This is a genomic window from Corynebacterium pacaense (assembly GCF_900169525.1).
GTDB classification, from domain to species: Bacteria; Actinomycetota; Actinomycetes; order Mycobacteriales; family Mycobacteriaceae; genus Corynebacterium; species Corynebacterium pacaense.
The window spans coordinates 1305594-1320358 of the sequence record NZ_LT821240.1; the positions used below are offsets into that span (position 1 = coordinate 1305594).

Below are 14765 nucleotides of genomic sequence, written 5' to 3' on the forward strand. Positions count from 1 at the left end.
CCAAGTCTAACTGGAGGGGCAAACCCGCGATCGGCTGCGGCATCATCGCGCGGGCCGAGGTCGGGACGGATCACCGCACGGGGAAACGGCGGGCATCGATGCTGCGGTAGAAATCGAGGTAGCCGAGCCCCGCCGCGGCCTCCTCATCGAGGATGACACTGGCCCTGGGATGCAGCTGCAGAACCGAGGCCGGGCAGAACGCAGAAACCGGCCCCTCGATCATGCTGCGCACGGCCTCGGCCTTGGACGTGCCCGTTGCAACGAGGACCAGGTGCCCGGCCCGCATGATGGTCCCCAGCCCCTGGGTGATGGCGTAATCCGGGACATCCCCGACGGAGTCGAAGAAGCGCGCGTTGTCCCGCACCGTCTGGGGATGCAGGGCCTGTACCGTGGTTTCGCCGTTGAGAGAACTCGACGGTTCATTGAATCCGATGTGCCCGTTGACTCCGATCCCCAGCAGCTGAACACCGACGCCCGCCCCGACGACCCGCCGTTCATAGCGTGCGGCGGCGGCGCGGGGGTCGGGGTCGGTGCCATCGGGGCCCACAACCTCCGAATCCTCGATATCAATGTGCGCGGTGAACACATCGCGAATCGTGCGGTGGTAGCTGTGGGGATCCCCGGGGCCCAGCCCGAGGTACTCATCGAGCAGGAACGCCCGGCAATTGCGGAAGGACAGCTGACCCGCGCCGACGCGGCGTATGAGCTCGCGGTAGGTGGGCAGCGGAGAGGAACCCGTGGCCAGACCGATCGTCTCGTTCCTCCCCACATGCCCGGAGATCAGGTCAGCGGCCGCGACGCCGACCTCCTCGGCGCTGTCGCGAATGAGAATGTCCACGTCATGTCCTTCCTGTGCGGGCCGGGTGGCCTCAGGCCCGCCACACCACGGCGGTGGCGATGGCGGCCCGACCCTCACCGCGTCCGGTGAAACCGAGATGATCGGTGGTGGTGGCCGACAGTGACACCGGGCAACCGAGGATACCGGAGATAACCTCCTGGGCCTCCTCGCGACGCGGGCCGAACTTCGGGGACTGCCCGATCAGCTGGGCCGCGACATTGCCGATGCCGAAACCCTCGGACTCGAGGAGTTCACAGACCTCGACGAGAAGCTGGGTGCCAGAGACGCCGTCATACTCCGGGCGTCCCACTCCGACGAAGGAGCCCAGGTCCCCCAGTCCGGAGGCGGAGAGCAGGGCGTCGACGATGGCGTGCGCCACCACATCTCCGTCGGAGTGGCCCTCGCAGCCGTCGACGCCGGGGAACAGCAGGCAGGCGATCCAGCAGGGTTTTCCCTCCTCGATCTGGTGGGCGTCGGAGGCGATGCCGACGCGGGGAATAATGGGGTCAGTCACCGGGCACCTCGAAAATGGTCGGTTCAGCTTCATCGGTGATGCGCTGGGCGAGCATCATGTCAATGGGCGTGGTCACCTTGAACGCCATGGGATCGCCCTGCACGCAGATGACCTGCGCGCCGAACCACTCCATGAGGCTGGCGTCATCGGTGGGAACGAATCCCGGCTCGGGATCGGCGAAGAACTTCTCATTGGCCGCGCGCAGCGTGGACAGTCGGAACCCCTGGGGCGTCTGCACGGCACGCAGGTCCGCCCGCGAGGGCGTGTCCAGGACGTAGCGACCCTGCTTGTCGACGCGCTTGATGGTGTCCGCAACGGGAAGCACGGGGACGACGGCGTCCGCGCCGTCGAGGACCCTGCCCGCCACGCGGGCAATGAGGCCGGGGGGCGTCAGCGCGCGTGCGCTGTCATGGATGAGAACGGCGGCGTCGTCAAGCGTAATGCTCTGCAGCCCCGCCCAGATGGAATCGGCGCGCTCATCACCGCCGTGGACGAACCGTACCGGAAGGTTGGTCTCGAGGAGTCCGCGCCTGCCCAGCAGCGCACGGGCGTAGTCATTCATGTCCGGGCTGACCAGGATGATCACCTCGTCGACCATCTCGGAGGTGATCATGGCCTGCAGGGAGCGTTCGACCAGGGAGCGGCCGCGCAGCGGTACGAAGGCCTTGGGAACGGGACCACCCAGGCGGGTTCCCCGCCCCGCCGCCGCGAGCAGGGCGATCACCGGCATGCCCGTGGTGAACATGCCCGGCCTAGTCCTCGTCGTCGTCGAAGCTCAAATCATCCAGATCCACATCGGAATCATCGAAGTCATCGAAGGCATCCTTCTTCTCCTCGTCGCCGAAGAGATCCGCGCGGTGACGCGCGATGGTCTCATCGACCTGTGCGAGGAAATCATCGGCCTTCTTCTCGTCCACCGTCTCCGCGAGGGCCAGCTCACCGACGAGCACCTGACGGGCCTTGGCGAGCATCCGCTTCTCACCCGCGGAAAGGCCACGATCCTGATCGCGGCGCCAGAGATCGCGGACGACCTCGGCGACCTTGTTCACGTCACCGGAGGCGAGCCGCTCCTGGTTGGCCTTGTAGCGGCGGGACCAGTTCCCGGCCTCCTCCACATCGACCTCGCGCAGTACCGCGAAAACCTTCTGCAGCCCCTCCTCGCCGACGACGTCGCGGACACCGACGAGCTCGGCGTTCCGGGCTGGCACTCGGACCACCAGATCGGACTGGTTAATCTGGAGAACCAGGTAGTCCACCGTTTCGCCATTCATCTCGCGCTGTTCGAGGGCTGCGATCATCGCGGCCCCGTGATGCGGATAGACGACGGTGTCTCCGACCTTGAAATCCATTCCCACTCCTTGAATCTTCACGCCATTTCCCCGGCGGGACAGGCCCTGCGATTCTACCATGAATGGACTAACCCCATCCCCGCGACGAAAGGGGTGGGCCCCGGCGGGAGGAAACAGCCGTGGGTCCAGCGACGGGATGCCGACCCGGGCGCGGGCCCATGCCCCTTTTGTATGCCCCCGTCTACACCCTTGGTTGCCGCAACCGACTGTGTGAACCGCCGCGGACGGGCTAGGGTGATGGAGAGAATATCCGGAGTTTCCTCCGGACCGGATCCTGGAATCTTGACCTTATGGAGGCCGAACCCGTGAAGTCCCTGAAGTCGGTTGCCCGTCGTGGCGCGATCATGACCGTGGCCGCTGTGTCTGCGCTCGCTCTTGCCTCGTGCAGCGCGGGCCAGATCACCCAGACCTCGAGCCAGGTCGCCGCGGTCGACGGTGCCAGCGTCAATTCCGAGAACGGTGCCATCGCGGTCCGCGATGTCACGGTGCACGTGACCGAGGGCGGCGAGGCCGGCCTGAAGTTCACAGCGATCAACCAGGATCCCGAGAAGGCCACCCACACCCTCGAGAAGATCTCCGTCGACGGAACCGAGGTGGAGTTCACCGGCGCCGAGCCGCTGAAGGCCAACTGCTCGATTGTCGCGGACATCGAGGAGGAACTGGACAAGCTCGTTGAGCCCGACGCGGGTTGCATTCAGCATGTGGCCACCACCCTTGACAACCCCGGATTCGCCTACGGCGGCGTCGTTCCGGTCGAGTTCACCTTCGACACCGGCGTGGTCAACGTCGATGCCACCGTCGCCGCCCCGGTCCACGATGCCGGCACGAACGACCGCAACGTCGGTGGACACGCGGAGCACTCCGGCCACTAGAGGCACTGCGCCTGACAGGCAACCCGGGTCCGCTTGCGGCCCGGGTTCTGTGCTATTCGAACATGTTGGTGGGAGTATGTCCACCCCGTTGTCTAAGGTGAGTGCATGGCCAAGAAACCCCGCAGTGTGCACACCTGTTCCGAATGCGGATACTCCAGTCCCAAATGGTTGGGGCGCTGCCCGGAATGCGGCTCCTGGGGATCCATGGAGGAACACGCGCTGGGTGAATCCGGCGCCGGGGCACGGGCTGCGGTGTCCGGAACGGCCCCCGCGGGACTGACCCCCACCTCCCCCGCCGTGCCGATCGCCGAGGTGGTGGCAGCGGCGTCGACGAGCATATCCACCGGAATCGGTGAGCTGGACCGCGTACTCGGCAACGGTGTGGTCCCCGGTTCGGTGGTGCTGATGGCCGGCGAGCCCGGCGTGGGCAAGTCCACGCTGCTGCTGGAGGTGGCCAGTCGCTGGGCCTCGATGAGGCAGGGCGGTGGCACCCGCACGGCTCTCTACGTCACCGCCGAGGAGTCCGCGGGGCAGGTGCGGCTGCGCGCAGAGCGCACCGGCGCGCTCAAGGACACCCTCTACCTGGCCGCGGAATCGAATCTGGACGTGGTCTTCGGACACGTCAACCAGCTCAAACCCAGTCTGCTCATCGTGGACTCGGTGCAGACCATGCACGCCTCCGGTGTGGAAGGCGTTGCGGGCGGGGTGGCACAGTCGCGCGCGGTCACCGCGGCGCTGACCACGCTGGCGAAGACCACCGGCGTCCCCATTCTCCTGGTCGGCCACGTGACCAAGGACGGCAATGTCGCCGGGCCCAGGGTCCTCGAACACCTGGTTGATGTGGTGCTCAACTTCGAGGGTGACCGGCACTCCTCGCTGCGCATGCTGCGTGGAATCAAGAACCGCTTCGGCGCCACGGATGAGGTCGGCTGTTTTGAGCAGCACTCCGACGGTATCCGGGAGGTGGCCGACCCCTCCGGACTCTTCCTCTCCCACCGCGGTTCCACCCCGGACGGCACCGCGGTGACCGTGGCCATGGACGGTGTCCGCCCCCTGCTGGCCGAGGTGCAGAGCCTGCTCGTCGATGCCCCGTCGAAGAATCCCCGCAGGGTGGTCACCGGGCTCGACCCCACGCGCGTCCCCATGGTCCTGGCGGTGCTCTCGGCTCGCGCGGGTCGGGCCACCCAGAACAAGGACGCCTATGTGGCCACCGTGGGCGGAATGAAGGTGGGGGAACCCGCCACCGACCTGGCTGTCGCTCTGGCCACCGCCTCCGCGCTGTCGAAGAAGGCGCTGCCGGACAAGACCGTGGTGCTCGGCGAGGTCGGGCTTGCCGGTGAGATCCGGCGGGTGCCCAATGTGGACAGACGCCTGGCGGAGGCCGAGCGGCTCGGCTACGAGCGGGCGATCATCCCCGCCGCCTCCCCGGTGAAGAGGTCGGGGTTAAAGATCACCGAGGCGGCCTCACTTGTTGACGCACTGGCGGCGGTAGGGTTATAACCCATGCCCTCCCCCACGACCACGATACCGTCCACACCCTGCGTGGCACCCTGGAACGCCTGGCGCCGGGTACCCCGCTCCGCGACGGCCTGGACCGCATCGTCCGGGGCCACACCGGCGCGCTGATCGTCATCGGAGATGAGGAGAACGTCACCGCGATCTGCGACGGCGGATTCGAGTTCGACGTCCCATTCGCCGCCACCCGGCTGCGCGAGCTGTGCAAGATGGATGGCGCGGTGATCCTGTCCTCCGACGGTGACCGGATCAAGCGCGCCAATGTCCAGCTGATCCCCTCCCCCACCTGGCCCACCCAGGAATCGGGTACGCGCCACCGCACCGCGGAGCGCACCGCCCTGCACACCGGGGTTCCCGTCATCGCCGTCTCCGAGTCCCAGAACACCATCACCCTCTATGTCGAGGGCAGGGCGCACGTGCTCGAGCAGCCGTCGGCTATCCTGGCGCGCTCGAATCAGGCGCTGGGAACGATGGAGCGCTACCGCAATCGGCTGGATCAGGTGAATCAGCGCCTCCACCTGGCCGAGCTGCACCACTACACCTCGGTGATCGATGTGGTCTCGGTGATTCAGCGCGAGGAGATGCTGCGCCGTGTCGGCGAATCCATCGATGGCGATGTCCTCGAGTTGGGAAAGGATGCCAAGCAGATCCGGATCCAGCTCTCCGAGCTGCGCGGTGACAATGACAGGGAGCGTCAGTTCATCATCAGCGACTACCTGGTCACCGACGGCATCCCCACCCCGGAGGAGGTCGCCGCGGCGCTGGCCGCGATCTCCGATCTCGATGACAAGTCACTGATGAAGGCGGCGAACATCGCCCGCATCCTGGGGCTTCCCCCCACCGACGAGGCGCTGGATGAGCCGGTGATCCCCCGCGGCTACCGCACGCTCAGCCGCATCCCGCGGGTGCAGAAGTTCCTCATGGACAAGCTCATCGGAACCTTCGTGCAACTCGATGCGCTGCTCGCGGCGTCCCAGGAGGAGATCAGCGCCGTGGACGGCGTGGGATCGCTGTGGGCCCGCCACATCACCGACGGACTCGCCCGCCTGCGGGGTTGACCCTGAGAGGGGGCCTAACCCAGGTTGAAGGTCAGCGCCTGGGAGGGGTTGGTACCGATGACGGTGTGCAGGTAGTAGGAGCCCACCGGCACCTCCTGGCGGCTCGAGCACTGCTGGGGCGCCGAGGTGGTGCGTGACCAGGTCGCCTGGAAGTAGCGCTCCTCACCCGCCGGGAACTCACGGGTGCCCGTCTCCACCGCCGGGTTGCAGTCCACGTCCGACCAGACGCGGGCATTGGTGGCCAGATCGTAGATCTCGAAGCGCAGCACCTGCTCATCGAGGTCGATGCGGCAGTCCGCCGCGGTGGGGTTGGCAACCGTCATGAATAACTGCGGCTGCTCACCCGGGCCGTAGTTCGGCTTGTCGGAGGTGGCGGTGAGCACCAGGTCAGCGAGCTCGCAGGTCTTCTTCGCATCCGCCGCCTGGGTGGCCGTGGTGGTGGTGGGCGCCGCGGAGGCCGAAGGTGAGGTGGCCGTGGTGGTGGCCTCCGGGCTCGGGGTGGTGGCCTCCGCGGTTGAGGTCTCCGCGGCGTTCTGCGTCTGCTCGGGGGAGGCACCTCCCCGCAGGGCGACCACGGCCCAGATGATCAGCGCCACGACAAGGAGCAGCACGACCAGTGCGGCGATGCGGCGGCGCTGATAGATAACTTCACTGTGCTTTGGCGGTTTCGGCGTACCCACAGGCTTCACTCTATTCCCTGCCGCTCCCCGCGGAGTGCATTAGCAACTCTGGCGTGTTGGGAAACCCCTGCGGAGGCTAGTCCACGTTGCGGGTGATCACAGGCACGGTACGGCCGTCGGAGAGCTGGTAGTGCACGCCGACGATTCCCACCTCACCGGTTTCCACCTTGGCGTGGATCTCCGGGGAACGGGAGAGGATCTGATCGACGGTGGCCACGACGTGGTGCTTCTCAAAGTCCGTGATCGTGCTCAGGCCCTCCGCACGCGCCTCGAGAATGGAGGGGGCGACCTTCTCGATCAGTACACGCTGGTAGCCACCGGGGATATCACCGCCGTCGAGCGCGTCCGCGGTCGCCTTGACCGCGCCGCAGGACTCATGCCCCATGACGATGACCAGGGGCACACCGAGGGATTCAATGGCGTACTCGATGGAACCGAAGACCGCCTGGTCGAGGATCTCACCTGCAGTGCGCACGACGAAGAGATCGCCGAGGCCGACATCGAAGATTATCTCCACCGGGACCCTGGAGTCGGAGCAGGAGATGACCACGGCGGCGGGCGCCTGACCATCACGCAGCTGACGTCGGCGGGGCGCATCCTGGTTGGGGCGGTCCTCGTCGAAGTTGATGAATCTTTCATTGCCCGCAACCAGGGCGTTCCACACGGGTGCGGGGGTGCGTTCGACATTTCGCAATGGCATGTCCCCATTCTTCCACCGTCCGGCTTTCCCGTGCGAACGACCCTCGGTTAGGATGTGCGGGACATGTCACATACAGCCCTGCAGCACGCACTATTGAACTGGTTCGAGGCCAACGCACGCGACCTTGCCTGGCGCGATCCGGGCACCGGCGCCTGGGGAATCCTGCTCTCCGAGGTGATGAGCCAGCAGACCCCGGTGGCGAGGGTGGAACCGATCTGGCTGGAGTGGATGCGGCGCTGGCCCGCACCCGCGGATCTGGCCGCGGCATCGCCGGCGGAGGTCCTGCGTGCCTGGGGGAAGCTGGGGTATCCGCGCCGCGCACTGCGCCTGCGCGAGTGCGCGGCGGTGGTCGTCGACAAGCACGGTGGCCGGGTACCGGAGACGGTGGAGCAACTGCTCGAGCTGCCTGGTATCGGCGACTACACCGCGCGCGCGGTGGCCGCCTTCGCCCATGGACAGACCGTACCGGTGGTGGACACCAACGTCAGACGGGTCTACCACCGTGCCATCGGCGGACGTTTCCTCGCCGGCCCGGCGCGCCGGAGGGAGCTTGCCGACGTCGCGGACCTGCTCCCCGCCGCCGCCGGGGGCGAGGCACCGGTGTTCTCAGCGGCGCTCATGGAGCTCGGGGCACTGGTGTGCACCGCCTCTGCACCCGACTGCGGGCACTGCCCGATCCGGGGGCTGTGCGCATGGCAGCGCAACGGCTGCCCCGCCCCCTCCGCGGAGGAGCTGGCCTCGGCGAGCAGGCGCGTGCAGAAGTTCGCCGGGACCGACCGTCAGGTTCGCGGCCTGATCATGGACGTGCTGCGAAACGCCGAGGGCGCGGTGCCCAAGGCGAGCATCGATGTGGTCTGGCCCGATGACGCCCAGCGCTCCCGGGCGCTGTTCTCACTGCTTGACGACGGCCTCGCCGAACAGGACGGGAACGGCTACTTCCACCTGCCGCGGTAGGTGAAGCCGCCGGGCAGCTTCACCCAGAGTCCACCACGGCTGTTGATGGTCAGCGGGCCGACCTTCTTCGAGCCGGAAACACCCGATCCGGAGAGGTTGAGCCAGCTGTCCTTGCCGGTCCTGACTTTCTTTCTGTAGTTCAATCCCATGGCAATGATTGTAGATGCCGAGGGGGTCACACGGACGCGATGGTGCGCCAATGCAATAAAAATCATCGGGGCCTATGGTGGAGGATGTACTTGTAGTCCAGGCAAATAAATAGGAGACATAATGTCAAAGGTTGCACTGATCACCGGCGCTGCACAGGGAATCGGTCGTGCCATCGCAACGAAGCTCGCCGAGGATGGGTTCGACATCGCCATCGCCGACCTCCCCTTCCAGGAGGAGGTCGCGGCGGAGACCATCGCCGCCGTCGAGGCCGCCGGCCACAGGGCCATCTTCATCGGCCTCAACGTGGCGGACAAGGCGAACTTCGACGCCGCCGTCGATGAGGCCGCGGAGAAGCTTGGTGGCTTCGACGTGCTGGTCAACAACGCCGGCATCGCCCAGGTCAAGCCGGTCCTTGAGGTCACCCAGGAGGATCTGGAGAAGATCTACCCCATCAACGTCTATTCCGTGTTCTACGGCATCCAGGCCGCTGCACGGAAGTTCGACGAGCTCGGGGTCAAGGGCAAGATCGTCAACGCCGCATCGATCGCGGCCATCCAGGGCTTCCCGATTCTGGGCACCTACTCCACGACCAAGTTCGCCGTGCGCGGCCTGACCCAGGTGGCGGCGCAGGAGCTCGCACCGAAGGGTCACACCGTCAACGCCTACGCCCCCGGCATCGTCGGGACCGGAATGTGGGAGCTCATCGATGAGGAGCTGAGCAAGATCAACGGCAAGCCCAAGGGCCAGAACTTCAAGGAGCAGATCAGCGGCATCGCCCTGGGACGCACCTCGGAGCCCAGGGATGTCGCCGGTGTCGTCTCCTTCCTCGCCTCGGAGAACTCCGACTACGTCACCGGCCAGGTCATCCTGGTCGACGGTGGCATGCTCTACAACTAATCCGCAGGTGTAGATCCGCCGCGACCTCGCCCGGGGTCGCGGTTTTTTTCAACCCACCGCCCCGCCCGCACCCCGGCCGACACCGTCAGGAGCCACACCGGTGACCCCAGCACACGGACACGCCCACCGACTCCGAGCCCGGATCCGCACGGCCCTCCACGGTTCCGAGTTCCAGATCTCGCTGATCCGGATCGCCAAGTCGGTTGTCGCCGCCACGGCGGCATGGTGGATCTCGATCACCCTGCTGACCACGGACTTCCCCTTCCTGGCACCCTGGACCGCGTTGTTGACCATCCAGGTCACGGCGCTGCGGACCATCTCCCACGGAGTGCAGACAACGGTGGCCTCCATACTCGGCATCACCGTCACCTTCATCATCGGCCACACCCTGGGCGTGTCCATCTGGAGCTACGCGCTGGCCCTGGTGATCGGTCTGCTGCTCGCCCGGTTGCGGTGGATCCGCGATGAGGGCATCGCCGTCGCCACCACCTCGATCTTCATTCTCAGTGACGGTTTCAGTGAGCAGTCCCAGCAGTTCGGTGAGCGGATGGCCGAGATCGCGGTCGGGGTGGGCATCGGGATCGCGGTGGAGCTGCTGTTCTTCCCGCCGATGCGGGACAGGCAGGCCAACGCCTACATCGACAGTGTCACATCGGGATTCGGCCAGGTGCTCACGAGCATCGGCGAGACGGTCTCCACCACCTGGGATGCCGAGCGCTCCCGTGACTGGCTCCGCAGGATCGACGCCATCGACGTGGAACTGACCTCTGCGTGGTCGATCGTCCGATTCGCCAGGGAGAGCCGCCGCGCCAACCCCCGCGCGTATCCGGGTCTGAGGTTTCCGCGCCGCCGTGCAGGGGACGCCGACTTGGAGGATCAGCCGGGCTGGGAGAACATCCTCGGGCTGTCCACGGACGCGGTGGCGCATCTGAAGACCATGACCAGGGTTCTCCATGACACCTCGGAGTCCGGGATGATCTGGGGGGATGACTTCAGACGGCGGTGGTCGGGCATAGCCATGGACACCGGAGCCGCGCTGTCCTCACCGGATTCCGGCATTGACGCCGACGCACTCCTGCTGCGCCTGGATCAGCTGGCCGCGGAGCTGCCCGGCAACCACAACCCGGACACCGGACAGTGGACCGGCTACTGGCCCGTCTACGGCTCCCTGATCACCGGGCTGCGCCACATCATCACACTGACCTCCGAGCTGGCCCGGGGCACGGGCACGGGACGGCGGGCATAGTGTTCCGGGTCACGCGGCGGTGGACGGGGAGGGATGGAACCCAGTTTTCTATAGCGTTATAGATAAAACTGCATGCGCCGGTTATACTCGGCACAAAGCGACGCCGGCACCCCGAAGGAAGATATGCACGAACCCGCGAGAGAGCTCACGGTCGGTTCCTTCTCCAGCCGGCGCCCGCGTTATGGAGACCACACCGAGCGAACCCACCCCACCACCGACCCCTGACATCCTGATCCCGGGGAGAAACATCATGCTATCCACATTCGCCGTCCAGGTACTCCACTACCAGTCCATCGAGGGCTGGAATTCCGAATCCCGGTCCGGGGCGCTGCTTTCACACCTGAGCGACCCAGCTGGCACGACACCGGACTTCGTGCGCGGGGTGATAGATGAGTTCATCGCAGAGGATCGCGCGCTTGAGCCCCGTCCCCGCCCCTGGTTCAACCGGCGCCGCGGGCACCAACCCTATCAGCACCATGACTATCCGGTGCTGTGGAACACCGCGGCGCTGCGCTCGGCGGAGTTGCTCAAGGAACTCGAGGCGCAGGTGAGCACCGCGCGGATGTGTCAGCTGCTGGAACGCTACCCCGGGGTCGCACAACCGGATGCCACGGGGTTGAGCAGGGTGCACAACTTCATCCTCGGCGACATCTACACCTGGGCCGGTGAGCTGCGCACCATCGACCTCGGCCGATCGGGGATGCACTTCGCCTCCCTGCACCAGATTGAGCACCATCTGCAGATCGCCGGCGACGCCCTGCGTAAGAGCACCGAGCCGCGCTCGGATACCGCGGGGGCGCTGGCGGACTTCCTGGCGCACCTGATCTGGGCGCAGCCCTTCCGCGAGGGCAACGGCAAGACCGCGGTGACCATGATCCTGGCCCTGCACCCCGGACTCCGGCTCGACCGGATCAGCAGGCGGGCCTGGTACGCGGCCTCGGTGGCCTCGCTGCCGGTCACCGCCAGCACCGCGCCGGATCCGCAGCCGTGGAAGATGCTGATGCAGTCCACGCTGCCGGTTCCCAGCGACGCCCTGCACTAGAGCTTCTCGACGCCCACCCGGGCGTCCGGCACCGGTTGGGCACGCGGAAAAACCGGCGACGCGGGGTCGCACACCATCATGGTGCACGACCCCGCGTCGCCGGTTGAACCCTGGCGGAAACCGATCAGGAGCGTTCCTGCTCGCCGCCGCCCTCGGGTGCGGAGTCCGGGCCCTCATGGGCACCGGTGCCGTAGTAACCGCCACCGGTCACACGGTCGGGATCCCCGGAATCCGGGGAATCACTGCTGGCGTCCTCCTCGAGGGCACGCAGCTTCTCCAGATCCACGTCATCGAGGGAGTCGGACTCGGGGACATCACCGTCGGCGGCGGAATCCACTGACTGGATGGCCTCGGCCGCCTCCACGGAGAGCTCCGGGAACTTGTCCTTCGGCAGCGGCTTCGGCCGCGGGGTGAAGGTGAACTTGGCGGTGTCGGTGTTCTTCGACTCGCCATCCCAGCCCTCGACATCCACGGTCACGATCTCACCCGCACCGATCTCACCGAAGAGAATCTTCTCCGACAGCGCATCCTCGACCTCGCGCTGGATGGTGCGACGCAGCGGCCGCGCACCCAGCACCGGATCAAAGCCACGGGTGGCCAGCAGTGCCTTGGCCTTGTCGGTCAGTTCGATCGCCATGTCCTTGTCCGCCAGTGCCCTGGAGACGCGGGCGATGAGCAGTTCGACCATCTCGACGATCTGTTCACGGGTCAGCTGGTGGAAGACCACGATCTCATCGATACGGTTGAGGAACTCGGGGCGGAAGTGCTTCTTCAGCTCATCGTTGACCTTGTTCTTCATCCGGTCGTACTGGGCATCCGCATCCGTTTCGGATGATCCGGAGAAGCCCAGCCCGACGGCCTTGGAGATGTCCGCGGTTCCCAGGTTCGAGGTGAAGATCAGCACGGTGTTCTTGAAGTCCACCACGCGGCCCTGACCGTCGGTGAGACGGCCGTCCTCGAGCACCTGCAGGAGGGTGTTGTAGATCTCCTTGTGCGCCTTCTCGATCTCATCGAAGAGCACCACCGAGAACGGCTTCCGGCGGACCTTCTCCGTCAGCTGGCCACCCTCCTCGTATCCGACGTATCCGGGGGGAGCACCGAAGAGCCTGGAGGCAGTGAAGCGGTCGTGGAACTCGCCCATGTCGATCTGGATCAGCGCGTCATCGTCTCCGAAGAGGAAGGACGCGAGAGCCTTGGACAGCTCCGTCTTACCCACACCCGAGGGACCGGCGAAGATGAAGGATCCGGAGGGACGCTTCGGGTCCTTCAGACCCGCACGGGTACGGCGGATGGCACGGGAGACGGCCTTGACGGCATCGTCCTGGCCGATGATGCGCTTGTGCAGCTCATCCTCCATGTGGAGCAGCCGGGAGGATTCCTCCTCGGTCAGCTTGAACACCGGGATTCCGGTCCAGTTCGCCAGAACCTCGGCGATCTGCTCCTCACCGACCTCGGCGATCTCCTCGAGATCACCCGAACGCCACTGCTTCTCCTTCTCCGAACGCTCCTCACCCAACCTACGCTCCTTGTCGCGCAGACCGGCGGCCTTCTCAAAGTCCTGGGCGTCGATCGCGGCTTCCTTCTCCCGACGCACATCGGCGATGCGCTCATCGACCTCACGCAGCGACTCCGGGGCGGTCATCCGCTTGATGCGCATCCGGGCGCCGGCCTCGTCGATGAGATCGACGGCCTTGTCCGGCAGGAAGCGGTCGTTGATGTAGCGCTCCGAGAGCTGTGCCGCCGCGGCCAGCGCCCCATCGGTGATGGAAACGCGGTGGTGCGCCTCGTAGCGGTCACGCAGACCCTTGAGGATCTCAATGGTCAGTTCGACCGACGGCTCGGGAACCTGGACGGGTTGGAAACGACGCTCGAGAGCGGCGTCCTTCTCAATGTGCTTGCGGTACTCATCGAGTGTGGTGGCACCGATGGTCTGCAGCTCACCGCGGGCCAGTTTCGGCTTGAGCAGTGAGGCGGCATCGATGGCACCCTCGGCCGCACCCGCGCCGACCAGGGTGTGGATCTCATCGATGAACAGGATGATATCGCCGCGCTGGTTGATCTCCTTGAGCACCTTCTTCAGGCGCTCCTCGAAGTCACCGCGGTAACGCGAACCGGCGACCAGGGAACCCAGGTCCAGCGAGTAGACCTGCTTGTCCTTCAGGGTCTCCGGAACATTGCCGTTGACAATGTCCAGGGCCAGCCCCTCGACGACTGCGGTCTTGCCCACGCCCGGCTCACCGATGAGCACGGGGTTGTTCTTGGTGCGGCGGGAGAGCACCTGCATGATGCGCTCGATCTCCTTGCCACGACCGACGACCGGATCCAGCTTGCCGTCCTTGGCGGCCTGGGTCAGGTTGCGTCCGAACTGGTCGAGGACCAGAGATGTGGAGCGTTCGCCCGTGCCACCACCGCCGCCGCCACCGACACGACCACCCGGTGCGGAACCGGCTCCGACTGCGTCTCCGCCGCCCTGGCCACCCTGGCCGCCCTCGGGCGATGCACCCTGGCCACCCTCGTATCCGGAGAGGAGCTGGATAACCTGCTGGCGCACCCGGGGCAGATCAGCGCCGAGCTTGACCAGCACCTGCGCCGCGACGCCCTCACCCTCACGGATGAGGCCGAGCAGCAGAAACTCGGTGCCGATGTACTTGTGACCCATCTGCAGGCCCTCGCGGAGGCTGAGCTCCAGTACCTTCTTGGCACGCGGAGTAAACGGGATGTGCCCCGTGGTCGGCTGTGAGCCGTGACCAATAATCTCCTCGACTTCCTGACGGACGGCGTCGAGGGAAATGCCCATTGATTCCAGGGCCTTCGCGGCAACGCCCTCACCCTCGTGGATGAGGCCGAGGAGGATGTGTTCCGTACCGATGTAATTGTGGTTGAGCATGCGCGCCTCTTCCTGCGCGAGCACAATCACGCGGCGTGCACGATCGGTAAACCTCTCGAACAT

The 14765-nt window shown here is 66.1% G+C and carries 15 protein-coding genes; 7 read left to right on the forward strand and 8 right to left on the reverse strand.

Going from position 1 to position 14765, the window contains the following annotated elements; translation table 11 throughout:
* Positions 1-70 precede the first annotated feature (70 nt).
* From B7E02_RS13070 to B7E02_RS13085, 4 genes are read right to left on the reverse strand one after another with little or no spacing between them, the layout of a single operon-like run.
* Complete coding sequence (locus B7E02_RS13070) at positions 71-838, reverse strand: glucosamine-6-phosphate deaminase (RefSeq protein ID WP_080796699.1); 768 nt, start codon at positions 836-838, stop codon at positions 71-73.
* Between the two features lie 31 nt (positions 839-869).
* Positions 870-1352: a 2-C-methyl-D-erythritol 2,4-cyclodiphosphate synthase gene (gene ispF, locus B7E02_RS13075; protein WP_080796700.1), complete on the reverse strand. Its 483-nt coding sequence runs from the start codon at positions 1350-1352 to the stop codon at positions 870-872.
* On the reverse strand, positions 1345-2097 hold the full coding sequence (ispD, locus tag B7E02_RS13080) for a 2-C-methyl-D-erythritol 4-phosphate cytidylyltransferase (protein ID WP_080796701.1): 753 nt from the start codon (positions 2095-2097) through the stop codon (positions 1345-1347). Before ispD ends, ispF begins: the two co-directional genes overlap by 8 nt.
* Before the next feature lie 7 nt (positions 2098-2104).
* Positions 2105-2701 (reverse strand): CarD family transcriptional regulator, encoded by a 597-nt coding sequence (locus B7E02_RS13085; RefSeq protein WP_080796702.1) that lies wholly within the window; start codon positions 2699-2701, stop codon positions 2105-2107.
* Positions 2702-2991: 290 nt separating this feature from the next.
* Here B7E02_RS13085 and B7E02_RS13090 point away from each other — a divergent pair, with 290 nt between their 5' ends.
* From B7E02_RS13090 to disA, 3 genes are all read left to right on the forward strand, one after another.
* Positions 2992-3573: a hypothetical protein gene (locus B7E02_RS13090; protein WP_080796703.1), complete on the forward strand. Its 582-nt coding sequence runs from the start codon at positions 2992-2994 to the stop codon at positions 3571-3573.
* 105 nt (positions 3574-3678) lie between these two features.
* Positions 3679-5073 carry a DNA repair protein RadA gene (gene radA, locus B7E02_RS13095; protein ID WP_080796704.1) on the forward strand — a complete coding sequence of 465 codons (1395 nt, stop codon included), beginning with the start codon at positions 3679-3681 and terminating at the stop codon, positions 5071-5073.
* Positions 5070-6146, forward strand: a complete 1077-nt coding sequence (gene disA, locus B7E02_RS13100) for a DNA integrity scanning diadenylate cyclase DisA (RefSeq protein ID WP_080796705.1) — start codon at positions 5070-5072, stop codon at positions 6144-6146. The genes radA and disA overlap by 4 nt, the downstream gene beginning before the upstream one ends.
* 14 nt (positions 6147-6160) lie before the next feature.
* Here the strand turns inward: disA and B7E02_RS13105 are convergent, their stop codons facing one another.
* The gene (locus B7E02_RS13105; RefSeq protein ID WP_080796706.1) at positions 6161-6826 is read right to left on the reverse strand and encodes a hypothetical protein; all 666 of its coding nucleotides are present in this window, start codon (positions 6824-6826) and stop codon (positions 6161-6163) included.
* 76 nt (positions 6827-6902) lie between these two features.
* On the reverse strand, positions 6903-7526 hold the full coding sequence (locus B7E02_RS13110) for a carbonic anhydrase (RefSeq protein WP_080796707.1): 624 nt from the start codon (positions 7524-7526) through the stop codon (positions 6903-6905).
* Positions 7527-7589: 63 nt separating this feature from the next.
* Here B7E02_RS13110 and B7E02_RS13115 point away from each other — a divergent pair, with 63 nt between their 5' ends.
* Positions 7590-8480 carry an HhH-GPD family protein gene (locus B7E02_RS13115; RefSeq protein WP_080796708.1) on the forward strand — a complete coding sequence of 297 codons (891 nt, stop codon included), beginning with the start codon at positions 7590-7592 and terminating at the stop codon, positions 8478-8480.
* Here the strand turns inward: B7E02_RS13115 and B7E02_RS13120 are convergent.
* Complete coding sequence (locus tag B7E02_RS13120) at positions 8459-8629, reverse strand: DUF4236 domain-containing protein (RefSeq protein WP_143336762.1); 171 nt, start codon at positions 8627-8629, stop codon at positions 8459-8461. The genes B7E02_RS13115 and B7E02_RS13120 overlap by 22 nt on opposite strands.
* 121 nt (positions 8630-8750) lie before the next feature.
* On the opposite strand from B7E02_RS13120, the gene B7E02_RS13125 reads away from it, so the two are divergent.
* From B7E02_RS13125 to B7E02_RS13135, 3 genes are all read left to right on the forward strand, one after another.
* Positions 8751-9527, forward strand: a complete 777-nt coding sequence (locus B7E02_RS13125; RefSeq protein WP_080796710.1) for an acetoin reductase — start codon at positions 8751-8753, stop codon at positions 9525-9527.
* Between the two features lie 100 nt (positions 9528-9627).
* Positions 9628-10773, forward strand: a complete 1146-nt coding sequence (locus tag B7E02_RS13130; protein ID WP_245802276.1) for an FUSC family protein — start codon at positions 9628-9630, stop codon at positions 10771-10773.
* A gap of 250 nt (positions 10774-11023) precedes the next feature.
* The gene (locus tag B7E02_RS13135) at positions 11024-11815 is read left to right on the forward strand and encodes a Fic family protein (protein WP_179129727.1); all 792 of its coding nucleotides are present in this window, start codon (positions 11024-11026) and stop codon (positions 11813-11815) included.
* Positions 11816-11939: 124 nt separating this feature from the next.
* On the opposite strand, the gene B7E02_RS13140 is transcribed toward B7E02_RS13135, so the two are convergent.
* Complete coding sequence (locus B7E02_RS13140; protein ID WP_080796712.1) at positions 11940-14765, reverse strand: ATP-dependent Clp protease ATP-binding subunit; 2826 nt, start codon at positions 14763-14765, stop codon at positions 11940-11942.